The organism is Bacillus sp. BSL6 (assembly GCF_052928345.1).
In genome coordinates, this window is record NZ_JAVGCW010000001.1 from 88,374 (window position 1) to 113,428 (window position 25,055).

General features: G+C 35.1%; 28 protein-coding genes, 1 pseudogene and 1 riboswitch. Of the genes and pseudogenes, 15 read left to right on the forward strand and 14 right to left on the reverse strand.

Annotated features, from left to right (window positions below):
* The first annotated feature begins 88 nt into the window (after positions 1 to 88).
* The gene (locus tag RCJ96_RS00585) at positions 89 to 628 is read left to right on the forward strand and encodes a DUF3267 domain-containing protein (protein ID WP_416504481.1); all 540 of its coding nucleotides are present in this window, start codon (positions 89 to 91) and stop codon (positions 626 to 628) included.
* 38 nt (positions 629 to 666) lie between these two features.
* Here RCJ96_RS00585 and RCJ96_RS00590 read toward each other — a convergent pair whose 3' ends face one another.
* Positions 667 to 1,341, reverse strand: coding sequence for an HAD family hydrolase (locus RCJ96_RS00590; RefSeq protein ID WP_074610618.1), 675 nt, complete (start codon positions 1,339 to 1,341; stop codon positions 667 to 669).
* Positions 1,342 to 1,434: 93 nt separating this feature from the next.
* Here RCJ96_RS00590 and RCJ96_RS00595 point away from each other — a divergent pair, with 93 nt between their 5' ends.
* Together RCJ96_RS00595 and RCJ96_RS00600 are read left to right on the forward strand one after the other, a co-directional pair.
* Positions 1,435 to 2,556: a recombinase family protein gene (locus RCJ96_RS00595; RefSeq protein ID WP_416504480.1), complete on the forward strand. Its 1,122-nt coding sequence runs from the start codon at positions 1,435 to 1,437 to the stop codon at positions 2,554 to 2,556.
* A 215-nt stretch (positions 2,557 to 2,771) separates the two neighbouring features.
* Positions 2,772 to 2,999, forward strand: coding sequence for a hypothetical protein (locus RCJ96_RS00600; protein WP_000849109.1), 228 nt, complete (start codon positions 2,772 to 2,774; stop codon positions 2,997 to 2,999).
* 34 nt (positions 3,000 to 3,033) lie between these two features.
* Here RCJ96_RS00600 and RCJ96_RS00605 read toward each other — a convergent pair whose 3' ends face one another.
* Genes RCJ96_RS00605 through RCJ96_RS00615 form a run of 3 tightly spaced genes read right to left on the reverse strand, consistent with a single transcriptional unit; the run spans position 3,034 to position 5,616 of the window.
* Positions 3,034 to 3,840, reverse strand: a complete 807-nt coding sequence (locus tag RCJ96_RS00605; RefSeq protein WP_074610622.1) for an ABC transporter permease — start codon at positions 3,838 to 3,840, stop codon at positions 3,034 to 3,036.
* Positions 3,833 to 4,597, reverse strand: a complete 765-nt coding sequence (locus RCJ96_RS00610) for an ABC transporter ATP-binding protein (RefSeq protein WP_000009044.1) — start codon at positions 4,595 to 4,597, stop codon at positions 3,833 to 3,835. The genes RCJ96_RS00605 and RCJ96_RS00610 overlap by 8 nt, the downstream gene beginning before the upstream one ends.
* Positions 4,598 to 4,608: 11 nt before the next feature.
* Positions 4,609 to 5,616: an ABC transporter substrate-binding protein gene (locus RCJ96_RS00615; protein WP_139302914.1), complete on the reverse strand. Its 1,008-nt coding sequence runs from the start codon at positions 5,614 to 5,616 to the stop codon at positions 4,609 to 4,611.
* 120 nt (positions 5,617 to 5,736) lie between these two features.
* Between RCJ96_RS00615 and RCJ96_RS00620 the strand changes: the two genes are divergently transcribed.
* The 3 genes and pseudogenes from RCJ96_RS00620 to RCJ96_RS00630 all read left to right on the forward strand — a co-directional run.
* Complete coding sequence (locus tag RCJ96_RS00620) at positions 5,737 to 6,033, forward strand: DUF3986 family protein (protein ID WP_074610625.1); 297 nt, start codon at positions 5,737 to 5,739, stop codon at positions 6,031 to 6,033.
* Positions 6,034 to 6,044: 11 nt separating this feature from the next.
* Complete coding sequence (locus RCJ96_RS00625; protein WP_416504479.1) at positions 6,045 to 6,275, forward strand: hypothetical protein; 231 nt, start codon at positions 6,045 to 6,047, stop codon at positions 6,273 to 6,275.
* A gap of 106 nt (positions 6,276 to 6,381) precedes the next feature.
* Positions 6,382 to 6,456 (forward strand): annotated as a pseudogene (locus RCJ96_RS00630) (DUF2196 domain-containing protein); the annotation flags it as partial.
* 82 nt (positions 6,457 to 6,538) lie between these two features.
* Here the strand turns inward: RCJ96_RS00630 and RCJ96_RS00635 are convergent.
* Positions 6,539 to 7,792 (reverse strand): glycosyltransferase family 39 protein, encoded by a 1,254-nt coding sequence (locus RCJ96_RS00635; protein ID WP_000956217.1) that lies wholly within the window; start codon positions 7,790 to 7,792, stop codon positions 6,539 to 6,541.
* A gap of 290 nt (positions 7,793 to 8,082) precedes the next feature.
* Between RCJ96_RS00635 and RCJ96_RS00640 the strand changes: the two genes are divergently transcribed.
* The 5 genes from RCJ96_RS00640 (at position 8,083) to RCJ96_RS00660 (ending at position 15,120) form a co-directional block, all read left to right on the forward strand.
* Positions 8,083 to 10,152, forward strand: coding sequence for an LTA synthase family protein (locus RCJ96_RS00640; protein WP_242304770.1), 2,070 nt, complete (start codon positions 8,083 to 8,085; stop codon positions 10,150 to 10,152).
* Between the two features lie 722 nt (positions 10,153 to 10,874).
* Entirely contained in the window at positions 10,875 to 12,128 is a 1,254-nt protein-coding gene (locus RCJ96_RS00645) for an ATP-binding protein (protein WP_270796666.1), read from the forward strand.
* Complete coding sequence (locus tag RCJ96_RS00650; RefSeq protein WP_446699712.1) at positions 12,125 to 13,345, forward strand: ATP-binding protein; 1,221 nt, start codon at positions 12,125 to 12,127, stop codon at positions 13,343 to 13,345. Before RCJ96_RS00645 ends, RCJ96_RS00650 begins: the two co-directional genes overlap by 4 nt.
* 327 nt (positions 13,346 to 13,672) lie before the next feature.
* The gene (locus RCJ96_RS00655) at positions 13,673 to 13,996 is read left to right on the forward strand and encodes an iron-sulfur cluster biosynthesis family protein (RefSeq protein ID WP_074610503.1); all 324 of its coding nucleotides are present in this window, start codon (positions 13,673 to 13,675) and stop codon (positions 13,994 to 13,996) included.
* A gap of 218 nt (positions 13,997 to 14,214) precedes the next feature.
* Positions 14,215 to 15,120, forward strand: a complete 906-nt coding sequence (locus RCJ96_RS00660; protein WP_416504478.1) for a DMT family transporter — start codon at positions 14,215 to 14,217, stop codon at positions 15,118 to 15,120.
* Positions 15,121 to 15,148: 28 nt separating this feature from the next.
* On the opposite strand, the gene RCJ96_RS00665 is transcribed toward RCJ96_RS00660, so the two are convergent.
* Complete coding sequence (locus tag RCJ96_RS00665) at positions 15,149 to 15,370, reverse strand: hypothetical protein (RefSeq protein WP_000639043.1); 222 nt, start codon at positions 15,368 to 15,370, stop codon at positions 15,149 to 15,151.
* Between the two features lie 279 nt (positions 15,371 to 15,649).
* On the opposite strand from RCJ96_RS00665, the gene RCJ96_RS00670 reads away from it, so the two are divergent.
* The gene (locus RCJ96_RS00670) at positions 15,650 to 16,033 is read left to right on the forward strand and encodes an ATP synthase subunit I (RefSeq protein WP_000624931.1); all 384 of its coding nucleotides are present in this window, start codon (positions 15,650 to 15,652) and stop codon (positions 16,031 to 16,033) included.
* A 256-nt stretch (positions 16,034 to 16,289) separates the two neighbouring features.
* Here the strand turns inward: RCJ96_RS00670 and RCJ96_RS00675 are convergent, their stop codons facing one another.
* Together RCJ96_RS00675 and pckA are read right to left on the reverse strand one after the other, a co-directional pair.
* Entirely contained in the window at positions 16,290 to 16,487 is a 198-nt protein-coding gene (locus RCJ96_RS00675) for a hypothetical protein (RefSeq protein WP_270796651.1), read from the reverse strand.
* A 291-nt stretch (positions 16,488 to 16,778) separates the two neighbouring features.
* Positions 16,779 to 18,365: a phosphoenolpyruvate carboxykinase (ATP) gene (gene pckA / locus RCJ96_RS00680; protein WP_000108804.1), complete on the reverse strand. Its 1,587-nt coding sequence runs from the start codon at positions 18,363 to 18,365 to the stop codon at positions 16,779 to 16,781.
* Positions 18,366 to 18,593: 228 nt separating this feature from the next.
* A riboswitch (SAM riboswitch) is annotated at positions 18,594 to 18,715 on the forward strand.
* 169 nt (positions 18,716 to 18,884) lie between these two features.
* On the opposite strand from pckA, the gene metK reads away from it, so the two are divergent.
* Positions 18,885 to 20,084: a methionine adenosyltransferase gene (gene metK, locus RCJ96_RS00685; RefSeq protein WP_000163125.1), complete on the forward strand. Its 1,200-nt coding sequence runs from the start codon at positions 18,885 to 18,887 to the stop codon at positions 20,082 to 20,084.
* A 41-nt stretch (positions 20,085 to 20,125) separates the two neighbouring features.
* Here the strand turns inward: metK and RCJ96_RS00690 are convergent, their stop codons facing one another.
* From RCJ96_RS00690 to RCJ96_RS00700, 3 genes are read right to left on the reverse strand one after another with little or no spacing between them, the layout of a single operon-like run.
* Positions 20,126 to 20,650: a GNAT family N-acetyltransferase gene (locus RCJ96_RS00690; RefSeq protein WP_000464124.1), complete on the reverse strand. Its 525-nt coding sequence runs from the start codon at positions 20,648 to 20,650 to the stop codon at positions 20,126 to 20,128.
* Between the two features lie 23 nt (positions 20,651 to 20,673).
* Complete coding sequence (locus RCJ96_RS00695) at positions 20,674 to 20,850, reverse strand: hypothetical protein (protein ID WP_000486783.1); 177 nt, start codon at positions 20,848 to 20,850, stop codon at positions 20,674 to 20,676.
* 6 nt (positions 20,851 to 20,856) lie between these two features.
* Entirely contained in the window at positions 20,857 to 21,036 is a 180-nt protein-coding gene (locus RCJ96_RS00700) for a hypothetical protein (protein WP_000424797.1), read from the reverse strand.
* Between the two features lie 238 nt (positions 21,037 to 21,274).
* On the opposite strand from RCJ96_RS00700, the gene RCJ96_RS00705 reads away from it, so the two are divergent.
* On the forward strand, positions 21,275 to 21,784 hold the full coding sequence (locus RCJ96_RS00705) for a MogA/MoaB family molybdenum cofactor biosynthesis protein (protein WP_000117134.1): 510 nt from the start codon (positions 21,275 to 21,277) through the stop codon (positions 21,782 to 21,784).
* The gene (locus RCJ96_RS00710; RefSeq protein ID WP_074610499.1) at positions 21,781 to 22,383 is read left to right on the forward strand and encodes a molybdenum cofactor guanylyltransferase; all 603 of its coding nucleotides are present in this window, start codon (positions 21,781 to 21,783) and stop codon (positions 22,381 to 22,383) included. Before RCJ96_RS00705 ends, RCJ96_RS00710 begins: the two co-directional genes overlap by 4 nt.
* A gap of 281 nt (positions 22,384 to 22,664) precedes the next feature.
* Here the strand turns inward: RCJ96_RS00710 and RCJ96_RS00715 are convergent, their stop codons facing one another.
* The 3 genes from RCJ96_RS00715 to RCJ96_RS00725 form a co-directional block, all read right to left on the reverse strand.
* Complete coding sequence (locus tag RCJ96_RS00715; RefSeq protein WP_074610497.1) at positions 22,665 to 23,807, reverse strand: glycosyltransferase family 4 protein; 1,143 nt, start codon at positions 23,805 to 23,807, stop codon at positions 22,665 to 22,667.
* 12 nt (positions 23,808 to 23,819) lie between these two features.
* The gene (locus RCJ96_RS00720; protein ID WP_074610495.1) at positions 23,820 to 24,353 is read right to left on the reverse strand and encodes a phosphatase PAP2 family protein; all 534 of its coding nucleotides are present in this window, start codon (positions 24,351 to 24,353) and stop codon (positions 23,820 to 23,822) included.
* A 143-nt stretch (positions 24,354 to 24,496) separates the two neighbouring features.
* The gene (locus tag RCJ96_RS00725; protein ID WP_270796647.1) at positions 24,497 to 25,009 is read right to left on the reverse strand and encodes a gamma carbonic anhydrase; all 513 of its coding nucleotides are present in this window, start codon (positions 25,007 to 25,009) and stop codon (positions 24,497 to 24,499) included.
* Positions 25,010 to 25,055: the final 46 nt, after the last annotated feature.

A 25,055-nucleotide genomic window follows, 5' to 3' on the forward strand; every position in this document is an offset into this window, starting at 1 on the left:
ATAAGATAAAATGTAAATATATCTTTACGTTATTTTGGGTATATTATACAATTTTGTAAAGATATATTTACATTTTAGGAGGGGGAAGATGGATAAAAGAGCAGAAACGACTGTTACTATTTCGATGGTTAAATTAAATATCTATGCATTTCTTATAATATTTGTTTTGGCATTTGGAATTAGTTTTTTGCATGCATTTCTTTCAGGCGGGGTTCAATTGGAATTTACGCTACCAACTATGTTTCTTTTTATTATCGCAATGCTTGTTCTCGTTTGTATTCATGAAGCGATACATTTAATAGGATTTCGCTATATCGGAGGCGTACCATGGAGTGAATTAAAATGGGGCGTTAATTGGAAATTAGGTGTTGCATATGCGCATTCTAAACAGGCGATTACAGTAAAGCAAATGAAGAAGGTGTTAATGCTTCCGTTTTTACCGACTGGAATTTTGCCAATTGTAATTGGGTTAGCTACGAATATGCCATCAATCTCATTTTTAGGAATTCTACTAACAGCAGGTTGCATGGGTGACATTGCCTTATATCAAAAAGTTTCAAAGTTTCCAGATGATGCGCTAGTTCAAGATCATCCGAGTAAACCGCAGTTTACAGTATATGAATCATAAAGGAAGCGGAGGCGTTCGGGAAACGAAGCCTCCTTTTACTATTGTCTTGTTTGTATGGCTACATCTAAAAACGAAAGCACCTCCAACAAATCGTTCACTATACGTGGATGCTCAAAGTCACCCCAAAATGAATCTCTCTTCCACACACCAATAATCCCTACTTGTTCAGAACCAAGCACATCGTTTTCTGGATGATCTCCAACATAAAGGCATTCTGTGGCCTTAACATCTAGCTTTTTTAAAGCTCGTTCGAAAATTTCAGGATGCGGTTTTTTAATTCCTTCCGCTTCTGAAACGAGAATTGTATTTGTATACGTATGTATGTTTAGTGCGCGAAGATTATTCATTTGAAAGTCAGTAAAGCCGTTTGTGATAATGGCAATTTCAATATTTTGTTGTGTTAAACGTTGAAGTAATTCATGCATGTTTTTGAAAGGGATACAATGATTTTGAAAATTTGTAATGTAGTCGTGCAACAGTTGCTCTGACGTTAAAGTAGTAATGTTGTATTCGGAAAGGAGAGTAGCATATACTTTGTCTTTCCACGTATAGCCATTATTATCGAGTGCAAGAAATCGAGAACAATACTCGGATTTTTCTATGTTCATTAAATGAGAGGTAAAGCGATTATATTGATCATGAATAAATTGTTCTAAAGATTGACGACGATCTAATAGTGTTCCATCTAAGTCGAATAGGACTGCCCGAATCATAGGAAACCTCCTTACAATTTTTATAATTTATTATCGCATATTCGTTAAAAAATGATTATGATATTTTTGTAGAATGTATTGATGGAGGAATGTATGAAGAGACTGTATGGCAAGTTAGTAGGGGTTATCGTTGCAATCGGCTTACTAGCAGGATGCGAAAGTTCTATGAAGAGTGTGAAAGAAAAAGAAGTGTGTAAAACAGACGAAGAATGTGTGGAAATAGGAGATAAGAAACTTCAAAAAGTATATGAAAAAATAGATGGATTATCTGAGCTTGAAGCAGTAGAAGATTATGAAATAGAAGAGCATGAAAGTGCAGATATGAAAGAGGCAGAGCAGAAAAAAGAAGAAGAAGATGATGATGAAAATTATTTCTTTTTAGCTTCTTATTATATTGATGGTGATGAAATTGTAGATCCTTATTTTGAAAAAATAGAACGGAAACGTTTAAATAAAATATTTGCTGAAGATAAAGAAGCGAAAGAAGAAGTACTGCAACAACGTCAAGATAGAGGGTATCATGAAGACTTGTGGGATATGTATCGCACGCTCATTCCAGCTAAATATCGCGAGAATATAACAGAATTTGATTTAATAACGGATGGTTATGACGGTGTTGTTGCTCACGTTATGCCTAGTATAGAGAATCCGAAAGACTGGACTCTTAGCTTAGATACGCTTGATTCCGCGGTAAATATTGATGAAGTGATGAAAACATTAATTCATGAGACGGCTCACGTGTTGACGCTCGGGCATAAGCAAATACCAGTAGATGAAAACTATATAAAGGATTTTGAAGAGGATAAAGATATTTCAACGTACAGAAATAAATGTGGAAATCTTTTCTTACAAGAGGGATGTGCGAAGGAAAACTCTTATATTAATCAATTTTATAATTCTTTCTGGAAGTCTATTGAGCAGGAGTGGACAGAAAAGAAAGTAGAAGAAAGTGAAGAAACGCAAATTGAATTTTTTAAAGAAAAGCATGATGAGTTTGTCTCACAGTATGGAACGTCAAATGTAGCGGAAGATATTGCAGATACGTTTACAGCGTTTATTTTACAAGATTCAAAAAAGGTGAAAGAAGGGTCGGAGTTAAAATATAAAAAAATTGCCTTTTTCTATCAATTCCCTGAGCTTGTAAAAATGAGAGCGGAAGTGTTGGCAGGATTATATGATGTTTCGAAAACGATAGAACAACAAAGTGTTAACTAATGCGAGTTATATATGTTAGCTAAGAAAACGTAAAGAATTGTAGTTCTTTACGTTTTTTCATGTTGATAAAATTGAAAATTCTGTCTTTTTATCAAAAAGAAGAAGGAACTATCACTATAAAATAGAATTAGTATAAAAATGTCACAATTTAGACACAATTATAATGCGCGTGTTATAGGGACTATAAGTTTACTCTCGAGGAGGTAATGAAACGTATGAAAACGATTCTTGCTGTCGCTGGTCTCATTTGGGTAATGTCTCACGGTTTTCCGATTTTTGAAGGGGAGCAAATTCGTAGTGCATTGGATAAAAAGTTTAATGATTATCATGTGATAGATCGAAAAGATAACGTCGTTACAGTACGTGTGAAAGATTGTTTCCATACAGTTACGGTTGCGGATGGAAATGTTAAAAATGAAACAAAGATGTGTGATAAAAAGTAAAAGAAAGAAGCTGACTATAGTCTATCGCTCTAAGTCAGCTTCTTTTTCGTTTCCCAATTAGAAGTTTTTCAAATGCCTCAACAAACACATACATAAGTGTTGCGAGGACGCATGTGAGTAGTACGCTCAGTAAGACAAGTGTGAAATTAAATACTTGGAATCCGTAGCTAATTAAGTAGCCAAGGCCTTGTTTAGAGACGAGAAGTTCACCGAATATAACACCGACCCACGATAATCCAACGTTCACTTTTAACGTTGAAATAATGGCTGGGAAAGATGCAGGGAGAACGACTTGTTTATAACATTGCCATTTATTTGCGCCAAATGTGTCCATCACTTTTATATAGTTAGAATCGACTTCTTGAAATGCGCTGTAAATAACGAGAATGGTAATGATGATAGAAATGATTACTCCCATTGCAATTGACGAAGAAATATTTGGGCCGAAGATTACAATGATAATCGGACCAAGTGCTACTTTTGGCATGGCGTTTAGGACGACGAGATATGGATCGAGTACGCGGGCGAGAAGTGGTAGCCACCAAAGGAAAGTAGCGATAATAGCTCCGAGCACTGTTCCAAGAATGAAGCCTAATCCCGTTTCAAGTAATGTCGTCCATATGTGAACCAAAAGCGAACCGTCCATCCATTTATTAAGGAAGAGCTCCCAAATGCTTGAAGGAGAGCTAAAGAGTAAAGGATCAATCCATTCTTTTTTGCTAGCGATTTCCCATAGTGCAAAGAAAAGAATGAGCAGTAAAAGCTGCAAAGAGCGTGCTAACCATGCGCGCCTGCGTTCTTTTTTCCGAAACTGTTCATGTAGTTGCTTTATATTATCCAAGACGCTCCAGCTCCTTCCATATATTTTGGAAGAGGGATGGGAAGTCATGGTGATGGCGTGATTCTAACGGTGATAAGGAACGGATGCTTTCTGGGACGATAAATGTTTTTGCAATTTTTCCGGGATTCGCTTGTAGTAAATAAATACGATCACTCATCGCAATTGCTTCTTCAATATCATGCGTCACGAGTAGTGAAGTTTTCTTATATTTGTGTAGTAAGCTGAAAACGAGATCTTCTAGTTTCAATTTCGTTTGATAATCGAGCGCCGAAAAAGGTTCATCTAGCAATAAAATTTTTGGATCGGTCGCTAATGTTCGAACGAGGGCGGCACGTTGACGCATACCACCGGATAGTTCACGAGGGTATTGCTGCTCTACATCATGTAGACCGACTTGCTTTAAAAGCTGTAAAGTATGTTCTTTCGTCTGTTCATCGTAAATTTTTCGGATATGAAGCCCAAGCATAATATTTTCTTCAATTGTTTTCCATGGAAACAAGTAGTCTTGCTGCAACATATACCCCATAGATGAAGTTTTCGTTGTAATGGGCTCACCATCTAAAAAGACGATACCTTCAATTGGATCAAGCAGCCCAGCAATAATGGAGAGAAGTGTCGTTTTGCCACAACCACTTGGACCGAGTATCGAAATGAATTCGCCTTCTTCCACTTGTAAACTCATATCTTCAAGAATCAATTTGGCATTCTCTTTTGCGAAAAAACAGTGAGAAACGTTACGTATTTGTAAAAAGCTCATACACTTCGCCTCTATTTCTTAATAACGCTCTCGGCAATTTTTGTATTGACGAGCGCTTCATGTGGAACTTCTTTTTGTAATTCGCCAGCGTCTTTCATAATCGTTTGGAGCTGTTTCCATTCTTCAGCATCTAATAGCGGATTTGTCGCATAAGAATGTTGCTTTTTATACCGTTCAATTACTTTTACTGTAATGTCTTTTGAAGTGTCTTTAAATAACGGAGAAACGGCATCAGCAATTTCTTCTGGGCTATGAGTATCAACCCATTGTTGTGCTTTATACAGCGCCCGTGTGAATTTTTCAGCAGCAGCTTTATCTTTCTTCAAGAAACTTTCTTTTGCCATGAACGATGTATACGGAACAGTACCAGATTCATTTCCGAACGAAGCGACGATATAACCTTTTCCTTCTTTTTCAAATATACTTGCAGTCGGTTCAAAGAGCTGGACAAATTCCCCCGTACCAGATGCGTAGGCATTTGCAATATTAGCAAATTCAATGTTTTGAATTAAGTTTGTATCTTTGTGAGGATCAATGCCATTTTTCTTTAAAACGTATTCTCCAACCATTTGCGGCATACCGCCTTTACGCTGTCCTAAAAACGTAACACCTTTTACGTCATTCCAATTAAAAGAATCTAATTTTTTACGCGAAACTAAAAATGTTCCATCTGTTTGTGTAAGTTGTGCGAAGTTAATGATAGGATCTTTTGCTCCTTGTTGATGAACGTAAATGGACGTTTCAGAACCGACGAGAGCAATATCAATCCCGCCAGATAATAAGGCAGTCATCGTTTTATCTCCTCCAGCTGTTGTTTGGAGGTCAACATGTAATCCCTCATCTTTAAAAAATCCTTTTTCAATCCCGACATATAACGGGGCATAGAAGAGAGAATGGGTAACTTCGCCGACGCGAACATTTTGAGTTTGTTCTTTCGTATCTTCTTTTTTACTACTGCAAGCAGCAAGTGTGAAGACAGCTAGTAACATGATACAAAAAACAGCTATTAATTTTTTCACTATATAACACCTCCTAGAAGTCACTCTACAAGCATGATATGTAGGTAAGTGCCCACATGTGAGTGTAGATAGCAGGAATTTTTTTGGGGATAAAGAAGTACAAATATAAGGGGTGATAAAATGGAGTACGAATATGATGATAGCGTACATTTACATCTTGACTATTTCGGAACAGAATGCGATATGGAATCGATTGCTTATAAACGGAAGAATGAAGACGTGTGGGATGTATATTTTAATTTTGGAGCATATGGTCTTCAGAAAGATGGGATCGAGACGGGTAAATTTATGGACGAATATGCTGGCTATTACGTTTTTTCGGTACATGCTCGCGATCTTAGCTGGGAATTTGGAAGTGCTCAATTTGAAGAGTGGGTTTTGAGAAATCATATCGTAGAAAAATCGCTGCAAAAATAAGGAGGAATTTTGTGGTCGATTTTCTCATTTTCTTATTCATTTTTGTAGTGGGATTTTTTATTATGCAAGTGTTCATCTACCGATTTGCAAAGAAAAACATTCAAAAATATACAAAGATAAAATGGGTTCATATGTGGCTAGAGATGAATATGAAAAAGGGTCCGAGATTAGATTTTTTTGATTTTGTAGTTATTGTACTCGTATGTATCGTATGGAAAATATGGCTGTTTCCTTTTATATAATATACATGCTAATGATTTTTTCTTTTATCATAAAATAACGAAAAGAACCTGTCTTGTGGCGGGTTCTTTTCGTTGTGGTAATATTTGTGAAAAACTTGCATTTATAAGTAAAATAGTGAGTAGTATTGTGAAAGATATTTTGACAAATATAGAAACACATACATACGGAATTAAAGTGTGATTACAGAATGGACAAATTGGCTGTGTGCAAAGTGTGGGGTAATAAGAAAGAGGTCGTCCACCGTTGGACGACCTCTTTCTTATTATGCTTGGTTCGTGCGGAAGAATGGAAGCTTCTGCACAATGTGAATTAATCCGTATGCAAGAATTAAGCACATAAGGGGATTAATGAAAAATCCATAGCGATTAATTGCTAAGAATAAGTTTGAGAAGATAATGTAAATAATAGAACTTGCTACTAGCATCATAACGCGTTTATGTTTAAATGAATTTAGCATGAAGCAGAAGCTGCTCAAGAATGTACCGATGATAAACACTCTATGACATAGTTGCATAAAGTTGTGAATACGGTATTGGTCTACAGCAGGAGCTGTTTTGAATAATTCAATTGTTTTACCGACAGTGAACCAAGAGAACCAATAAGTGAAGTCCGTCTTAAAGCCGTTCTTGATTAATTCTTTTGCGTATGCCCCTTTGTCATCTAAGCCTTTGGCTCTCATTTCATTTACTATATTTTCATATCCAATTTTATTAAATGGATCAGCACCCGCAATTAATGGATCAGCACCTTGGGTTGAGAATAAAATAAATTGGTTGAGTGCTAAATAGTTACGAACAACCCATGCACCAATAATAAAGAAAGGCCCGATAAACCATAACAATCCGATTCGAATGGAGTCTTTAAATCCATATGTAAATAACACAACAAGAACAGGAATGAGCATCATTGGAGCTGGATTTGGACGGAACATAAGTAAAATTGAAACGACAATTCCAAACCATATATGGAATTTCACTTTATTGTATTTCCATGCGAGAACAAATACATATACACATAACGCTAATAAGAATATGGATGGAACTTCTGTTAGCAATGTACGGAAGTATGTATAGTTACTTGGATAAATAGCATATAAAATACTTGCAACAATTCCATAAATGTTTTTTTCGAACAATTCTTTTCCTATTAAGAATACTAATAGCACTGTGCATAGGTTCATAATCATGTTAATAACAGTTGCTACGTAATAGTAAGGAATTGATGTAATATCAGAAATAATCATAGCGCCAGCTAATAGTAATGGCTGACCTGGTGTGATATATGCATTTTTCCCTGGAACTTCACTAGGTTCTAAATACACATAACCAAATACACCATGTTTTAATAGTTGTTCAGCTGTTAACGAATAGTTAAAGGCATCATTTGCACCATATGTTACTTTGACTAACTCTCCATCTAATCCTGGCTGTTTTACTAAACAAAAAACGTGCAACAGGAAAGAAAGCGCCAAAATTGCATATACCGCTTTAGGCAAACTCTTAAACTTAGTAAGCAAAAATGAGCAACTCCTTTTTTATTAATTCTTTCGTATTTTCATGTAAAATCTTTAATAGTATTAAGGATTTCCAAAACATAGTTATTATATCATAAAGTGGAATGCTGAAATTAAGTTTTTCAAGAATGAGTAATTTGTATGCCATAATTTAACTGTTTACTAAGGGAATATTAAGACAATACATTTATGATAGAATCAAGTATGCAGACGAAATATGTCATATATGTTATTTTAATAGAAATAGTTCTTTCGATGCGGGGGAAATTAAGACATAGAAACGAGGGAATGAATTGAAGTATGGTTCTACACTTTTTGATCTTCCAAAAAGAAATATATTAATTTCTAGCATTATAAGTAGTATGGTGACTTTATTAGTAATAACTATGCTGTTTATGCTTTTAAAGGTTTTTAATTTAGACATAATGAAAGCTCATTTAAATCAAAATCTTGTTTTAATTGTTATGATGATTTTCATATGGGGCATAACATTTTATATTTCACATTTTAATAAAAAAGAGATGTCTACACTTAGGGCATCCCTACGAGTGCATTTTATATTATTTTTACTAGCTCATACAGTAGCATTATTTTATATTGTCATGCAAGTTAATATGAGTTTTATAGAGGCAATGAATTGGATTTACTTGTATAACATGCAGTTTATATTAAGTTTTGTAGCAATTTATGCAATATACATTCTTGTTTATAATTTAATAGGCAAGGTTTTTCTAAGTATGATTTTAACGAGCTGTGCGTTAGTCATTTTAGGTATTGTGAATTATTTAAAGCTTATTTTTAGAGGTGATCCGCTGTATCCTTCTGATTTCACACAAATTATGCACATGCAATCTGTTATACCGATGGTGATGGACTATTTTAGCTGGAGTTATATTTTTGTCATTATCTTAAGTATCGTGGCTTGTATTGTAGCAGGGATATATATGAGAAGGTATATTCAAAATGTAAAGACTCATCTAGGAATAAGAGCTTTATTAGTAGTAGGGTCTATTTTTGTTCTATATGCGTACGGTAATTTTGCGAACACATTTATGAATAAAGTATTTCAAAAATCAGGTGTAGATTTTGTTTTGTGGGATCAAAATGAGAACTATGCTTCAAATGGTTTTGTACTTGGGTTTATTAGCAATTTAGATACAACAGTTATGGAAAAACCAAAAAATTATTCTAAAGAAAATATGCTTCAAATAGCAAACGATATAAAAAAACAATATAGTGGAAATATAGGGAGCCAAAAGAAAAAAGAGAAACCGAATATTGTTTTTGTAATGAGTGAATCGTTTTGGGATCCGACGAAAGCAACTAACCTTTCTTTTAGTGAAGATCCTGTACCAAATTTACATCATTATATAGAAAACTTTCCTGGTGGACAAACTATTTCTCCTACATTTGGGGGAAATACGGCGAACGTTGAATTTGAGGCGTTAACGAGTTATTCAATGAGTTTGTTAAAGCCAGGTTCTATACCATATCAGCAGGTTATTACAAATAAGAAAGAAATTCCATCAATCCCTACGGCGTTGAAAAAAGAAGGGTATTACACAAGTGCAATTCATTCATTTGGTCGCACATTCTTTAAACGTGATGATGTATATAAGGTGTTAGGATTTGATAAGTTTAATGCAGCTGATACGATGGAAAATGTAGATATTGATGGAGATTATATTAGTGATTTAGCGATGAGTAAAGAGATAATTGCTGAGTTAGAGAAGCAAAAACAACCTACATTTATTCATGCAGTTACGATGCAAAATCATTTTCCATTTACAGAGGGCCGATTTGGTGAAAACCTAATAGAAATTAGCGGGCTAGAAAATGAAGAATCAAAGGGAGAATTAGAGACGTATACAGAAGGGTTAAGACGTTCAGATGAGGCCCTTCAATATTTAATAGAGCAACTAGATAATTTAGATAGACCTACATTATTAGTGTTCTTTGGAGATCATCTTCCATCATTAGGAACAAATAAATCTTTTTATAAAGAAAATGGGTATATAACGAATGAAAAAACACCGAGTGAACGTTTAGCGATGGCGCAAACGCCGCTATTAATGTACGCAAACTTTGATATGCCAAATGATAATTTAGGTGTAGTAAGTCCAATTTATTTTTCTAATCTTATTTTTGATTATGCGGGATTAAATAAATCTTTATTTTATCAATTTTTATCGGGATTTTACAAGGAAATACCGGTGATTAGAGATGAATTAAAAGTTGATAAAAATGGAGAAGTAATCAATGATTTAACAAAGAAACAAAAAGAAATGTTAGAGCAATATAAAATGCTCCAATATGACTTACTCGTCGGAAATCAATATAGTAAAGATATCCTCTTTAAATAAAGTGAAACTTTAATCAGTGGGGGTTTTCTTCATCCCCCACTGATTATCAGCCCTCACCAATCGGACTTTTATGGGCAGCCCGACCCCCACCTAACTTCTTTGCTTTGCTGAATTTTGAGGTGGGGATCTTACTGCCCGTTAAAGCGGGATAAAAGAAACAAAAAGAACTTGTATAACGATACAAGTTCTTTTTTATAGTATTTAACGGGGTAACCAGACAAGCTAGGTTTAGGGAGTATTACCTGTACATTTAGTATAAATGAAAATATAATCGTTTTATCAGTTGATTTGTGAGAAATGTGTGAATTTTAACGTTTTTGAAAACTACGTTCCTATCGATACGATTTGGCATAGGTTTTTATGAATGCAAAAACTTTATAAGTTCTTCGTTTAATTCATCCGCTAGGAGTGTAGGATTTCGTTCTATTAAGACACCAAACTTTCCTTCATTCTTACGTGTGAAAGATTGTAGTTACTTATTTCTCATCAATTCCCCGTAAAAGCCCGATTAGTGAGGGATAGTTAATTTACCACTTATATAAAATCTCTCCCACATAATATACGTATTATTGTTTATAATTTTTATGATTGCATATCCTCTGAAAACATCACGATTTTGGGATGATTTTCCTCAAATGTTCGATTTATCTTTGTTTGTATAAGAAAATCATTTATTATAATAAATGGTATTCTTAGAGATATTATGTTGAAGGGGTGTTGAAGTGAAAGAAAGTTTTCTATCATATAAAGAAGAAGAAAGGAATGCCAAAATCTTTTTGTGGGTGCTATACGTCATTGTTGTTTCATACCAAATTTTCTATGCAATCGTATTAGAAAATAAATCACTAACGGATAAGGGACATAGCATACTATGGCAAGTTATTTGCGGAACTGCAATACTCGGTGTAAATGTATATTTAATAAAAAAAGAGAAAGTGAATTTTGTGAAATATGCATGTGTATTTGCATACATAGGAATAGAAATTGCTAACATATTTTCGTATATGCTTTATAATGAGGCGGCATTTGATGGGGGAAATATAATAGAAATTATTTTCATCTTCTTTGTACCTATATTTTTAAATAAAAAATATTTTGTGTTTGTACTTTCAACTATTGTAGGGAAATATGTAATTTACTTATTTGTATTAAAAGAAGTAAAAGGATTTATGTTCCTCATTATGTATACACTCGTATTAATAGCAGCATACATCATTTTAAATCGATTTATACAATACCTTTCAGCGGTAAAGGAAAGTATTAAGATTGCGAGTGAATCACAAAAATTAGCAGTAATCGGAAAGATGGCAGCGACAGTGGGACATGAAATTAAAAATCCACTTGCTTCATTGAAAGGGTTTACGCAATTACAACGAGAGAAGCATGAAGAGGACCCTATTTATAAACAGATGATTTTTGAAATAGAAAATATGAATAATATGATAAGTGAATTGATGGAAGTTGCTACATGTAAACCTTCTATTTATAAGAAACATAATATAGGTGAAATTGTATTACAAGCAGTAGCAATTCTTCGAGAAAAAATGAATGAATCTACTGTCCAGCTTATTTCTAATATCGAAGAAAAGATGATAGAAATTGAATGTGATGAGCGGAAAATGCGAGGAGTTTTTCTATATGTCATAAAAAATGCTCTGGAGGCAATGGAGCAAGGTGGCACATTAGAGTTACGGTTAGAAAATAAAGGACAAGATTATGTAATGCTAAGTGTAATCGATAATGGTTACGGTATTAAGAAAGAGAATGTGGCTCGTGTTACAGAAGCTTTTTATACAACAAAACAAGATAAAATTGGTTTGGGACTTACGGTAGCAGATCGAATTGTCAACGAACACCTTGGTATGTTACATATTTCAAGTGAAAGAGATAAGGGAACGAGAATAGATATTATTCTTCCAAAAAAGTGTGGAAATAATGAAATCCAATTGAGAGAAAAGCTAGGAGTTACCATATGAATAAAGACGGTATATTTAAAAATGAAGAAATGAAGGCGCTGAAAATATATTTAAGTTTATTTTTCATTATATTTTTTGTATACGATCTTGCCTACGAATTTATTGTACCTTTAATAGGAGGAGAGCAAGAAGGAGTAGGACAATTTGAAGATGGTTTAGGTTTATGGCTTTATTTTCTGATGGTGGTTTTATTTTGCATTGGAATATACTTTATGAAATGGAAAAATCCATTTGCAGTAAAGTATATTATTCTAATTGGGTATAATCTATTAGATTTTATCCATAATATTATGATTTACTACGGTAGTGATGCTGAGTTTGATGGTGGGAATATAGTAGAAGGATTTTTTATTTTATTTGCCCCACTTTTTGTGAATAAAAGATATTTTTGGTTAGTTCCGAGCATACTTGTTGGAAAATACGCTCTTATAGGAATCATTATTCAATCGTCACTCGTTTTAATCCCGATGGCATTATATAGTGTATTTACTATCATATGTTGGATTATGTTTTTAAGGTTTCGATCTTACGTTCGTACGCTTGAGATGATGGATAAAGAAATACAACAAACAGAAAAGTTAGCAACTGTTGGGAAAATGGCTACAGTTATTGGTTCCAAAATTAAAAGACCTTTAGCTAATTTAGATAAATTCGTAAATAAGCAAGCGGTTAAATATCCAGAGGATAAAATATATAGTGATATTATGAAACAAGAAGTAGAACGAATTCATACAATCGCTACAGAACTTAGTGGATTTGAGAAATCTAAATCAATAGAATCAGAAGTTCATAATATAGAAGAAATTATCGCTTATGTTATTCGAGTTATGGGGAAGCCTGCTTTAAATCAAGGTGTGCACATACAAGGTATTTATAGTAAAGACATACCATCGATTACATGCGATGAAAAACGATTAAAACAAGTGTTTTTTAATTTAATTAAAAATGCGATTGAAGCAATGTCAGTTGGCGGAACGATTACGATTAAAGTGACTGTAGAAGATGCAATCATTGTTCAAGTTAAGGATGAAGGTTGCGGCATTCCAAAAGACAAAATCCCGAAGCTAAATGAAGCCTTTTACACAACAAAAGAAACGGGAACAGGTTTAGGCTTAGTAGTTACAGAAAAAATTATTAAAGATCACAACGGTAAAATAATTTTTGAAAGTGAAGTTGGGGTTGGAACGACGGTGAAGGTTATATTGCCGATACAATAAAAAATATATTTTAAAAAGGGAAATCATTTATTTGAGAGTGATTTCCCTTTTTTGTGAAGAAGAAGCGGTTAGGAAACAAATAAAACCTAAAATCCAACCAATAGAAGGAGAATAAGGAAGTATATGTTGTAATATCATACCGCTAGAAATAAAAAAGCTACCGAGTAGACCTAGGAAGATGGGGTATCGCAGTAATTTGAGCATGAGTGATACAACCTCCTTTACTACATACATTGTATATTGTTCATAATTTTCTGTATATATTTTTAAAGAAAAATGGTGGTACAATATATGAAGGATACGAGAAGAGAGGATGAAGTTTAGAATATGTACGTTACTGTAACAGAAGCAGCATATAAAAAAATTATGGATACGATTCCAGATGAGGCGAAATATATAAAGTTATTTTACGATAATGAAGGTTGCGGTTGTGTAATGAGCGGAATTATCGATTTAGTAGCTGTAGCAGAAAAAGATGAGCGCGATGTGGATATCGAATCTAGCGCAATGAATTTTATCGCAGATCGCACAAAACTTGTATTTATGGATGATAAATTAACAGTTGATTGGCATGAAGGTGGAGGGACGTTTCAGCTGAAGAGCCCGAGCCAATTTTATAATCCAAATATGAAGTTACACGTTCGAGTGTAGTAAAGAAAAGGTGGTTCCAAAACGTATTTTGGAGCCACCTTTTTTATTGTATAAGTCGCTATTATTGTCGTTTTTTGTTGATAAGTCGATATATTTTGAAAATCGCCGATATAATTTCATGTACCAAAACGTTTCATACAATAAAAAGATTTTTTCACATAATGAAATGTACATATGATTGAATTTTCTGTATAATTTTATTTGCGGAGGGGATACGCATGAGAAAATGGGGAATTGAGTTATTAATTTTAGCAGTCGTTATCATTTGGGGGATTAATTTTACGATTGCGAAATATGGACTTTTAGAATTTACAGCAATTGAGTTTACTGCACTTCGGATGATATCAGCGGCACCGCTTATGTTACTCCTTACATTTTTTATTGAAAAGTCGGTTTATATGGAGAGAAAAGATATACCTAGATTAATTATTGTTAGCGTTGTAGGTATTGTACTGTATCAAACGTTATTTATGGAAACTGTCAAATATACATCCGCTACAAATGCCTCTTTACTCATTTCTATTTCACCTATTTTTACAACTGTATTTGCGATTTTCTTAAAACAAGAAAAGTTTTCTTCTCGAAAGCTCATCGGTTCTACCATTGCTTTTGGTGGGGCAGCTTTAGTTTTAGTAGCAGGGCATTCACTGGCTAGTTCTTTTTACGGGAATGGGATTGGACTCATTACATCAATATGCTGGGGGCTTTATCCTGTTTTAGCTGGTCCATTAATTAAAAAATATTCAGCATTACGTGTTACCGCATGGTCAGCATTAGTTGGCGCGATTCCGCTCTTATTATTAAGTGGACCACATGTATTTACAATGCCATTTCACATTACACATGGAATGACCCTATTTGCTTTACTATATTCTATTTTCTTTGTAACAGTATTTGGTTTAGTAATGTGGTATGTAGGCGTTCAAAAAATTGGGGCATCACATACGATGGTATATATGTATATAACGCCGCTTGTTGCCGTTTTATTTGCAGCTGTATGGGCAGATGAATATGTATCGTTTCAACAAATAATCGGTGGAATTATTATTTTCTTCGGTCTATGGTTTGTGAAATCGGAGAAAGTAAACATTCATTCTACTGCAGGAGAACCTATATCAAAATAGGAAAACAGATCACCTATGATCTGCTTTCCTATTTTTTTATTTTTGGTAAGAAGACGAGAAATAAGATCGCAGTAATAAGTGGAATTAAGTTTAAAAATGGAATACGGAAGAGAGTAATCAGAATAATACCAGGAAGAAGGACACCGAGGACAGCGTAGAAAATACTATGGTTCTTCGTGTACCAATACAATGAAAGTCCAATAAGTGCAGGGATAATGAGGTGAATGAGAGCCATTAAAAAATAAATCATTAGACGCCCCCTTTATTTGTGTACTTATTACATCATATCCGTATGTTCATAGATTGATATCAATTTTTTCATAAATGGACGAAAAATGTTTGAAAAAACGTCACAAATTATGGGGGGGATGATCTTTGAAATCTTGTATAATATTATTTTCTAAAAATATTTAAACAACATAAACATACCGTTTATGTTGTTTTTAATTTGAGTGAAATGAATGTAAGCAGTATAAACTTGAAAAAATTTATTGTTGGATAGATAAAAATTACGGAAGAGGAGAACATCATGATTAGTATGTCATTAAGGTCGTTTAAAATTCAATCGTATTATATACTAGGTATTCTTTTACTAGGCTGGATGGTAACGCCGTTTTCAGCACATTTTTTAGGTGCAGGAATTGGACTTATCGTAAGTATGTATTGCGTTTGGCTTTTAGGGAGACGAATTGAGAAGCTTGGAGATAGTATCGTAAAGAAAACGAAAGCGCCGACGCTCGGTATGTTTAATCGTTTTGCCGCTGCTATTTTAGGCGCTATTATTATGTACGAAATTGAGCACCATATGGTGATGTGGGCATTTGCAGTAGGGATTATGGGCGGTTATTTCTTAATTGTTGTGAATTTAGGATACTATAGTATGAAAGATGAGAAAGAATTAACAAAGAGCTAAAAAGATAAAAAGCTTCTTTTTAGATGGGATAGATGATCCAGCCATGGCTAGAAGCGGTCAGAGCCTGTTTTACCCCATGCGATGTGAAACCAGAGATATGTAGCGAGTAGGGATATAATTTATATATTCGAAGCCGTGATTTGTCTGTGTGAAAATGGATTTACTCTGGAATAAGGGATACGATAATGGATAGTATAACAGGAAGCGAAACATTGCATAAAATACAGGTTTTTGCTTCCAATAAGTTAACGTGAAATCACTTCGTGGTATGATTCTTAGGTTCTTTAAAAAAGTTGGATATAATACAAAAAACGATTCCGGTAATTAGAATAATATATTTTATCGTTTCACTTGTATGCTCAAATAAACTAACGTTAAGCATCACAAGTCCCCAAAACATTTGGATCGCTCCATAACTGAATAAAATCTTTCCTGTACGAGAAAAATTTTTCATAAGTTTCTCTCCTTCCTATATATGTAAATTATATCATAGGAAACTAAAAATAAATAACTATAAAGTGAAAATTATGTAAATTAATAAACTAAGTCACAGATGAAGAAATCAACGTTTTACTTTATATAAGATTATAGAAAGAAGCTTACGTAAAAAACGTAAGCTTCTTTTTTATGTAAGTGTGTGTAACCGTTAAGCCGCATTGGGTTTTGTCGGTGAGTACGCGAAACTTTACGGTTACACGACACTTATTCATATGAGTAAAGGGTTATTCCAACAGAAAGTTTGCGCTTAAGCGATTGGACCGCCTAAGTTAATAATGTCTTCAGATACGCTGTCGAACTTTTTGAAGTTAGCTTTGAATTCATTTGCAAGTTCGATTGCTTTAGCTTTATATGCAGCTTTATCAGCCCAAGTTTGTTCAGGCATTAACACTTCGTCAGGTACACCTGGTACGTGAAGTGGAACTTCAAGACCGAAGATGTCATGTTTAGCTGTTTCAGTTTTCGCAAGTTCACCGCTTAATGCTGCTTGAATCATTGCACGAGTGTAACCTAAGTTCATACGTTTACCAACGCCGTATTCGCCACCAGTCCAGCCAGTGTTTACTAAGAATACTTTCGCATCGTGTTTCTCGATTTTCTCACCAAGCATTTCAGCATAGCGAGATGCATCAAGTGGTAAGAATGGTGAACCGAAGCAAGTTGAGAATGTTGCTTGCGGAGATGTAACACCGCGCTCTGTTCCTGCTAGTTTACTAGTGTAACCACTTAAGAAGTGATACATAGCTTGTTCTTTTGATAACTTACTGATTGGAGGCAATACGCCAGATGCATCAGCAGTTAAGAAGATAATTGTATTTGGGTGTCCTGCAACACTTGGCAGTACGATATTGTCGATCGCATGCATAGGGTATGCAGCACGAGTATTTTCTGTTAAAGTAGTATCGTTATAGTCTGCGATACGCGTTTGGTCATTAATGATAACGTTTTCTAAAACAGATCCAAATGTGATTGCATCGAAAATTTGTGGTTCTTTCTCGTGAGAAAGGTTTACACATTTCGCGTAGCAACCGCCTTCAATATTGAATACACCGTTATCAGACCAACCGTGCTCATCATCACCGATTAATTTACGGTTTGGATCAGCAGATAATGTTGTTTTACCTGTTCCAGATAAACCGAAGAATAATGCTACATCGCCTTCTTCACCTACGTTTGCAGAGCAATGCATAGAAAGAATATCTTGTTCAGGTAATAAGAAGTTCATAATAGAGAAGATTGATTTTTTCATTTCTCCAGCGTATTCTGTACCACCAATTAGTACGATACGTTTTTCGAATGAAACCATAATGAATGCTTCAGAGTTTGTACCGTCAACAGCTGGATCAGCTTTGAAATTCGGTGCAGAAACAATTGTGAACTCTGATTCATGAGTTGTTAATTCTTCTTCAGTTGGACGAATGAATAGTTGATGTACAAATAAATTGTGCCATGCATATTCATTAATAACTTGAATTGGTAGGCGGTAATTGCGGTCAGCGCCTGCAAATCCTTTGAAGACGAATAACTCTTCTTTCTCTTTTAAGTATTCTAAAACTTTCGTATATAATTTATTAAAATGTTCTTCAGAAATCGGTTGGTTTACTGCTCCCCAAGCAATTTTGTCAGCAACCGATGCTTCTTTCACAATAAATTTATCTTTAGGAGAACGTCCTGTATATTTTCCAGTTGAAGCAGAAACGGCACCAGTCGAAGTTAATTTCCCTTCATTTCGCATTAATACTTTTTCCACTAATTGCGGAACACTTAGTTGAATCTGTGCATTGCTTCCGTTCAATAATTCGTGTAAACCAATTTGGACATTCACAGTACTCATATTTATATACCATCCTTTTCATTTAATGAAATATTTCTCGTAATCCCCAACAAGAGTATAACACAATTATATAAATAATGTATACTATTTATTTCTTTTTGTTTGTGTGAATACATTATTTCCTTATTAATATTTCATTTTAGGCGCATTGAGAAAAACTTTCACGAAAATGTGAATATTAATTGACAAATGAATATCATTTCTTTAGTATAGGTTGGGACGGATACTCTCTTATCCCGAGCTGGCGGAGGGACAGGCCCGATGAAGCCCAGCAACCTCACTTGTAGTGGTAAATACAGGTGAATAGGTGCTAAAACCTGTGCGAGGCTACAGGTCTCGAACGATAAGAGCGAAGGGCAAAAAGCAGTATGCAAGTAGCAAATTAAACCTTTCCTCTCTATTATGTAGGAAAGGTTTTTCTGTATGCTTGTGTGGGAGAATAAATGTATGTCGCAATCTGTGGCAAATTAAGGATGAGTTCCGTACAATATATACAATTACTGTAGGGAGGTTTACCACATGACAAAAAAACGTCATCTGTTCACATCTGAGTCTGTAACTGAAGGACATCCAGATAAAATTTGTGACCAAATTTCTGATTCAATTTTAGATGCGATCTTATCAAAAGACGCAAATGCACGTGTAGCTTGTGAAACAACTGTAACAACTGGTTTAGTATTGGTAGCGGGGGAAATTACGACTTCTACTTACGTAGATATTCCAAAAATCGTTCGTGAAACAATTCAAGGCATTGGTTACACACGCGCAAAATACGGATTCGATGCAGAAACTTGTGCAGTTTTAACATCTATCGATGAGCAATCTGCTGACATCGCTATGGGTGTTGACCAAGCGCTAGAAGCACGCGAAGGTCAAATGACTGACGCTGAGATTGAGGCAATTGGTGCAGGAGACCAAGGTTTAATGTTTGGTTTCGCATGTAATGAAACACAAGAGTTAATGCCACTTCCAATCTCGCTTGCTCACAAATTAGCTCGCCGTTTAACTGAAGTACGTAAAAATGATACATTATCATACCTACGTCCGGATGGAAAAACGCAAGTTACAGTTGAGTATGATGAAAATGGTAAACCAGTACGTGTTGATACTATCGTAATTTCTACACAACATCACCCAGATGTTACATGGGAAGAAATCGATCGCGACTTAAAAGAGCACGTAATTAAAGCTGTAGTACCAGCAGAATTAATCGATGGAGAAACGAAATTCTTCATTAACCCAACTGGCCGCTTCGTAATTGGTGGACCACAAGGTGATGCTGGTTTAACAGGACGTAAAATCATCGTTGATACTTACGGTGGATACGCTCGCCACGGTGGCGGTGCATTCTCTGGTAAAGATGCAACGAAAGTTGACCGTTCTGCAGCATATGCAGCTCGTTATGTTGCGAAAAACATCGTAGCAGCTGGTCTTGCTGAAAAAGCAGAAGTACAACTTGCATACGCAATCGGTGTAGCGCAACCAGTATCAATTTCAGTTGATACATTCGGCACTGGTAAAGTATCTGAAGACGTACTAGTAGAACTAGTTCGTAACAACTTCGATCTTCGCCCAGCTGGTATTATTAAAATGCTAGACTTACGTCGCCCAATTTACAAACAAACAGCAGCTTACGGCCACTTCGGACGTACTGATGTAGATCTATCATGGGAACGTACAGACAAAGCTGCAGCTTTAAAAGAGCAAGCTGGTCTATAATATATGAAAAAAAGCTTTGCGCAGTGAGCGCAAAGCTTTTTTTATATATAATTACGTTGGAATAAAGCGAAGAGTTCAATGTCATGCCAAGTGCCATTGCGGAATATAGCTTCTTTACAAGTTCCTTCATGTTGAAAACCGAGCGATTTATATAATTTAATTGCTCTATCGTTAAAAGAAAATACTCGTAAAGAAAGGCGATGTAAATTTAATTCTAAAAATGCATAATCCAATAATAAGGTGAAAGCTTCCTTCCCATAACCTTGCCCCCAGTAATCCTTGTTACCAATATCAATAATACATTCAGCGTTTCGATTATACGAATCAATATGAATTAAAGAAGTAATACCAATTGAAAGATGCGTAGCTTTTTCTTCAATGATATAGCTTTTAGAGTCCGAAGAATGAATAAATTGTTGGCAAAGTTTTTCTGTGTCTTGAAGGGAATATTTATCAAGAGTGAGAGTAGTTGAACTCATAACGTCTATATCATTATGCCATTTATAATATGTTAGAATATCATCTTCGGAAAATTTTCGTAACTGGATACGGTTTGATTCAAACAATGTAAGTCCCCCTTTTGTATTTACTATTTTTTGTTCATTATTTCAACACACGAGCTACAATAAATCTCTCCTTCTAGTTCAATATACTTTCTCATATTCGTCATGCCACTTGCTGGAAATGGCATATGAATCCAAGCCTTTTCATACGTTTGTATTTCCTTTTCACATGATTTACAAAGGATTGGTTTCTTCTGGAACATATGTAATCAACCTTTCATTTGACGTGCTTTGCCCGCGCAAAAAGCACTGCTTAGTAAAAATAGTGTCGCAAATATAATGCTCACCAATGTCGCGTATGGGATTGCTCCTTTTAGAGAAAAGCCGACAGTGATGGAAGCGATAAATAAGAGGATGAATGTTGTTGTTAATTTTTTATAAAGTTCCATAATATGTAGACCTCCGATTTATTTTTTAGTACAAGTTTTAAAATTGAATTCCATTAGAAAGAAAATATAAAGGGTAGCTTAAGATGTGTAGTCTAGGAGTAGAAGAAAATGCATTTTCCTTTTTGTGGGTTAGTATACTTATATTGTATCATGGTGTATTATCGGCTTCATACATAATTGTGTAAAGGTATGTATGATAAAATGAAGAAAAGCCTTTAGGAAAGGAAAGATAAAAAAAATGAGCGTAACCGAACATAAAAAACAAGCGCCAAAAGAAGTGCGCTGCAAGATCGTAACAATTTCCGATACACGTACAGAAGAGACAGATAAGAGCGGTCAACTATTACATGAATTGTTAAAAGAAGCAGGCCATACAGTGACTTCTTATGAAATTGTGAAAGATGATAAAGAAAGTATTCAGCAAGCAGTGTTAGCTGGTTATCATAGGGAAGATGTAGATGTTGTGTTAACAAATGGCGGTACTGGTATTACGAAGCGTGATGTCACAATTGAAGCAGTATCAGCGTTATTACATAAAGAAATTGTTGGATTTGGTGAGTTGTTCCGCATGATTAGTTATTTGGAGGATATTGGAAGTAGTGCCATGTTAAGTAGAGCGATCGGCGGCACAATTGGGCGTAAAGTAGTCTTTTCGATGCCAGGGTCTAGCGGAGCGGTTCGCCTTGCGATGAATAAATTAATTTTACCAGAACTAGGTCATATTACATTTGAGCTGCATCGCCAATGAGTAAGTATGCTGGAATTGTATTAGCAGGTGGTATGTCGAGTAGATTCGGTGAGCCGAAAGCGCTAGCGAGTTGGCAAGGTAGTACGTTTATTGAGCATATTTTGAAAGTGATGACAAGCACGCTCCAAGAAGTTGTAGTCATTAGTCATTCTGATATAAAAGAGCGAGTAGAGAAACTCGTACAAGTGCCTGTTATAGAAGACATTCCGCACTATAAAGGGAACGGGCCACTTGCTGGAATTGTATCAGGTATGGAATATATAGAAGCAGATTGGTACGCTATTATGCCATGTGATGCGCCAAATGTTTCGCATGAGTGGTTCACCATTTTATTAGGGCAAACGAGTAATGAATATGATGCAGTTGTACCTATCATTAATGGAAGAAAACAGCCGTTACTTGCAGCGTACCATAACCGCGTGAAAGAAAAGATTTATGCTTTGCTTCAAGAAGAAAAAAGAAGTATGGTTCAGCTTTTATCACAATGTAATGTGAAATATATTGCTGGTGAAGATGTACAAGCAAATGCGGATTGGTTTATCAATGTAAATACGAAAGAAGAATATGTGCAGGCTCAAAAAGACCTTTCAAATGAATGAAAGGTTTTTTGGTATACAGAAATTGGGGAACAATTACTGTATAAAGGTATGTGAGTAAGTTGATTTTAAGGGGAATTCTTAAAATCACTATACAGAGTAAAATACTGTATAACCATATATTAATTTTTATGGGTTTTTATTACAAGCCTATTTGTTTATGTTTGTTTTTGTTATAATGAATATAGAAATAATATGATATTTCACCTTGTGTATCATTTGTTTAGGTAAATTTTACAATTGTATAATAAACTCCCTTCGTTTTTTGAAGGGAGTTTTTCTATTTAAGCAAGTAACTCTGATGCGTTATGCTGAAGCACTTCCTCATATTGGTTAAGCAAGCCACGAAAGATCTCATCCCAGCTTTTTGATTTCGCATAAGATAAAGCTGCTATTCCCATCTGCTTAAGTTTTTCTTCATTTTGCAATAAAAAATAAATGGATGATAGAAATGCGTCCTCATTTTTGGGGGGACAAAGAACTCCCGTTTTTCCATCTGTAATAATATTTTTAACCCCGCCACTATTTGCACCAATGACAGGTGTACCGCATGCAAGCGATTCAAGTACAACATTTCCAAATGTTTCAGTAGCTGATGGAAATACCATCATGTTAGAACAAGCATATGCTTCAGCTAAATCCCCGCCTTGTAAATAGCCAGTAAACGTGACATTTGTTTTCGGAACAGCTTCACGAAGACTTGTTGATAGAGGACCGTCTCCTGCTATAAGCCAATGAATATCGTTTCGAGTATGCGCTGATTTAACGATAAGATTTTGCAACGTATCAATATCTTTTTCAGGGGCAATCCGTCCAACATAGGAAAGGACATACTTCGCTGTAATATTATATTTTTTCCGGAATAGGTCTGTATTGTAAGCTGGATGAAAAAGATTGCAATCTACACCCCGTCCCCAAATAGAGAGAGCCTGAAAGCCTTTATGTTTTAATTGATGTAATGTTTCAGGAGAGGGGACAAAATTTTTTTGCATATGACTATGAAACCACTTTAAATAATTCCAAAGCATATTAGAGAGGAATTCGATTTTGTAATAACGTAAATAAGCATCGAAATCAGTATGATAAGAACCGACAACTGGGATGTTTAACTTTTTCGCATAATACAATCCACAAAGTCCCATGTTGAAAGGTGTAGCAATGTGAATCATGTCAGGTTTAAAGGAAAGAAGTTCTCGTCTAATGCGCGGAGTAGGAAAAGAAAAGCGACATTCTGGATATAATATTGTTAACGGGATACTTCTCATCTTGTTCACATTCGCTACGAAATTATCTTCAGCTGTATGCTGAGGCGCGAAAACAGAATAGGCGATTTTTTCTTTCTGAAAATATCGTGTTAACCGCTCTAACGTTTTCGCAACCCCGTTCACTTGTGGCGTAAAAGTATCGGTAAAAATGGCGACTCTCATCATATCACTCCTTTATGTGAAAAGTGGGATGAATTGATAAAAAGAGATGATGCCAGAGCAAGTACCGAGGCACATACCGACGAATACATCAGACGGATAGTGAAGCCCTAAATAAATGCGCGAAATACCGACGCATAATGCTAACGGTAATAGGAAAATAAGTAAGCTTGGATTATAGCAAATAAATGGAATAAAGACAGAGAAAACGGCTGTTGTGTGACCAGACGGGAAAGAGTGGTCTTGTAATGGATGGACTGGATATTTTGCATCCTGAATTGTTAAATAAGGACGTTTTCGTGGATACCATCTTTTTAATATTTGCACAGGAATATGGCTAATTGCTAGCGAAATAGCAGTTGCAATTGCAGCTTGATGCAAAGTTCCATCTGCGAAAATTAAAAAGAACAGTGTGAGTGCGATAGAGAAAGTCGCGCCACCGATATGAGTAATATTGCTGAAAAAGATATTTAACGTTTTTTGATCAAAGTAGCGGTTAATTCCTTTGAAAATGTAACATTCTATTTTATACAGTCCACTGACCTTCATGAAAATTCTCCTCCCTCGTTTACATATATATGGAGATATTAGCTTCTATTTTAATAAGATTTTGTTGAGCGAGTAATAATGTTTTGTAAAGAAAAAGTTAGATTTTATATAAAAAAGCTGCCAGTATTATGGCAGCAGTAAAATCATTTTTGTAGTGATTTATAATATTGGCCTTTTTCAACGTATTGCGTGCGAATTCGCTCCATGTCTTTACGGTCTTCTTCTGTTAACTCACGAACGACTTTCGCTGGACGACCGAAAGCTAATGTATTCGGCGGGATTTTCTTTCCTTGTGAAACGAAGCTTCCAGCACCGATAAAGGCTCCTTCGCCAATTTCAGCACCATCTAATATAATAGATCCCATTCCAATTAAAGCATCTTTCTTAATATGGCAGCTATGTAAAATGACTTGATGCCCAATTGTTACATCATCTTCTAAAATAAGAGGATACTGTGGGCTTTGGTGGAGTGTACATTGATCTTGTACATTTACGCGGTCTCCAATAATTGTTGGTGACACATCACCGCGGATGACTGTATTAAACCAAATACTTGATTCCTCGCCAATTGAGACATCGCCTGTAATGGTAACATAGTCAGCGATAAAAGCACTACTCGCAATTTTCGGATTTTTTTCTTTGTAAGGATATATCATGTAAAGCCTTCCTTTCCTAGAGACTAGTTTCAGTGTACCAAATTAT

Coding starts and splice junctions, on each gene's coding strand:
- RCJ96_RS00585 (WP_416504481.1), top strand. CDS start 89: ATGGATAAAAGAGCAGAAACGACTGTTACTATTTCGATGGTTAAATTA.
- RCJ96_RS00590 (WP_074610618.1), bottom strand. CDS start 1,341: ATGATTCGGGCAGTCCTATTCGACTTAGATGGAACACTATTAGATCGT.
- RCJ96_RS00595 (WP_416504480.1), top strand. CDS start 1,435: ATGAAGAGACTGTATGGCAAGTTAGTAGGGGTTATCGTTGCAATCGGC.
- RCJ96_RS00600 (WP_000849109.1), top strand. CDS start 2,772: ATGAAAACGATTCTTGCTGTCGCTGGTCTCATTTGGGTAATGTCTCAC.
- RCJ96_RS00610 (WP_000009044.1), bottom strand. CDS start 4,597: ATGAGCTTTTTACAAATACGTAACGTTTCTCACTGTTTTTTCGCAAAA.
- RCJ96_RS00620 (WP_074610625.1), top strand. CDS start 5,737: ATGGAGTACGAATATGATGATAGCGTACATTTACATCTTGACTATTTC.
- RCJ96_RS00650 (WP_446699712.1), top strand. CDS start 12,125: ATGAATAAAGACGGTATATTTAAAAATGAAGAAATGAAGGCGCTGAAA.
- RCJ96_RS00655 (WP_074610503.1), top strand. CDS start 13,673: ATGTACGTTACTGTAACAGAAGCAGCATATAAAAAAATTATGGATACG.
- RCJ96_RS00660 (WP_416504478.1), top strand. CDS start 14,215: ATGAGAAAATGGGGAATTGAGTTATTAATTTTAGCAGTCGTTATCATT.
- RCJ96_RS00665 (WP_000639043.1), bottom strand. CDS start 15,370: ATGATTTATTTTTTAATGGCTCTCATTCACCTCATTATCCCTGCACTT.
- RCJ96_RS00670 (WP_000624931.1), top strand. CDS start 15,650: ATGATTAGTATGTCATTAAGGTCGTTTAAAATTCAATCGTATTATATA.
- RCJ96_RS00675 (WP_270796651.1), bottom strand. CDS start 16,487: ATGAAAAATTTTTCTCGTACAGGAAAGATTTTATTCAGTTATGGAGCG.
- pckA (WP_000108804.1), bottom strand. CDS start 18,365: ATGAGTACTGTGAATGTCCAAATTGGTTTACACGAATTATTGAACGGA.
- metK (WP_000163125.1), top strand. CDS start 18,885: ATGACAAAAAAACGTCATCTGTTCACATCTGAGTCTGTAACTGAAGGA.
- RCJ96_RS00695 (WP_000486783.1), bottom strand. CDS start 20,850: ATGTTCCAGAAGAAACCAATCCTTTGTAAATCATGTGAAAAGGAAATA.
- RCJ96_RS00700 (WP_000424797.1), bottom strand. CDS start 21,036: ATGGAACTTTATAAAAAATTAACAACAACATTCATCCTCTTATTTATC.
- RCJ96_RS00705 (WP_000117134.1), top strand. CDS start 21,275: ATGAGCGTAACCGAACATAAAAAACAAGCGCCAAAAGAAGTGCGCTGC.
- RCJ96_RS00710 (WP_074610499.1), top strand. CDS start 21,781: ATGAGTAAGTATGCTGGAATTGTATTAGCAGGTGGTATGTCGAGTAGA.
- RCJ96_RS00715 (WP_074610497.1), bottom strand. CDS start 23,807: ATGAGAGTCGCCATTTTTACCGATACTTTTACGCCACAAGTGAACGGG.
- RCJ96_RS00720 (WP_074610495.1), bottom strand. CDS start 24,353: ATGAAGGTCAGTGGACTGTATAAAATAGAATGTTACATTTTCAAAGGA.
- RCJ96_RS00725 (WP_270796647.1), bottom strand. CDS start 25,009: ATGATATATCCTTACAAAGAAAAAAATCCGAAAATTGCGAGTAGTGCT.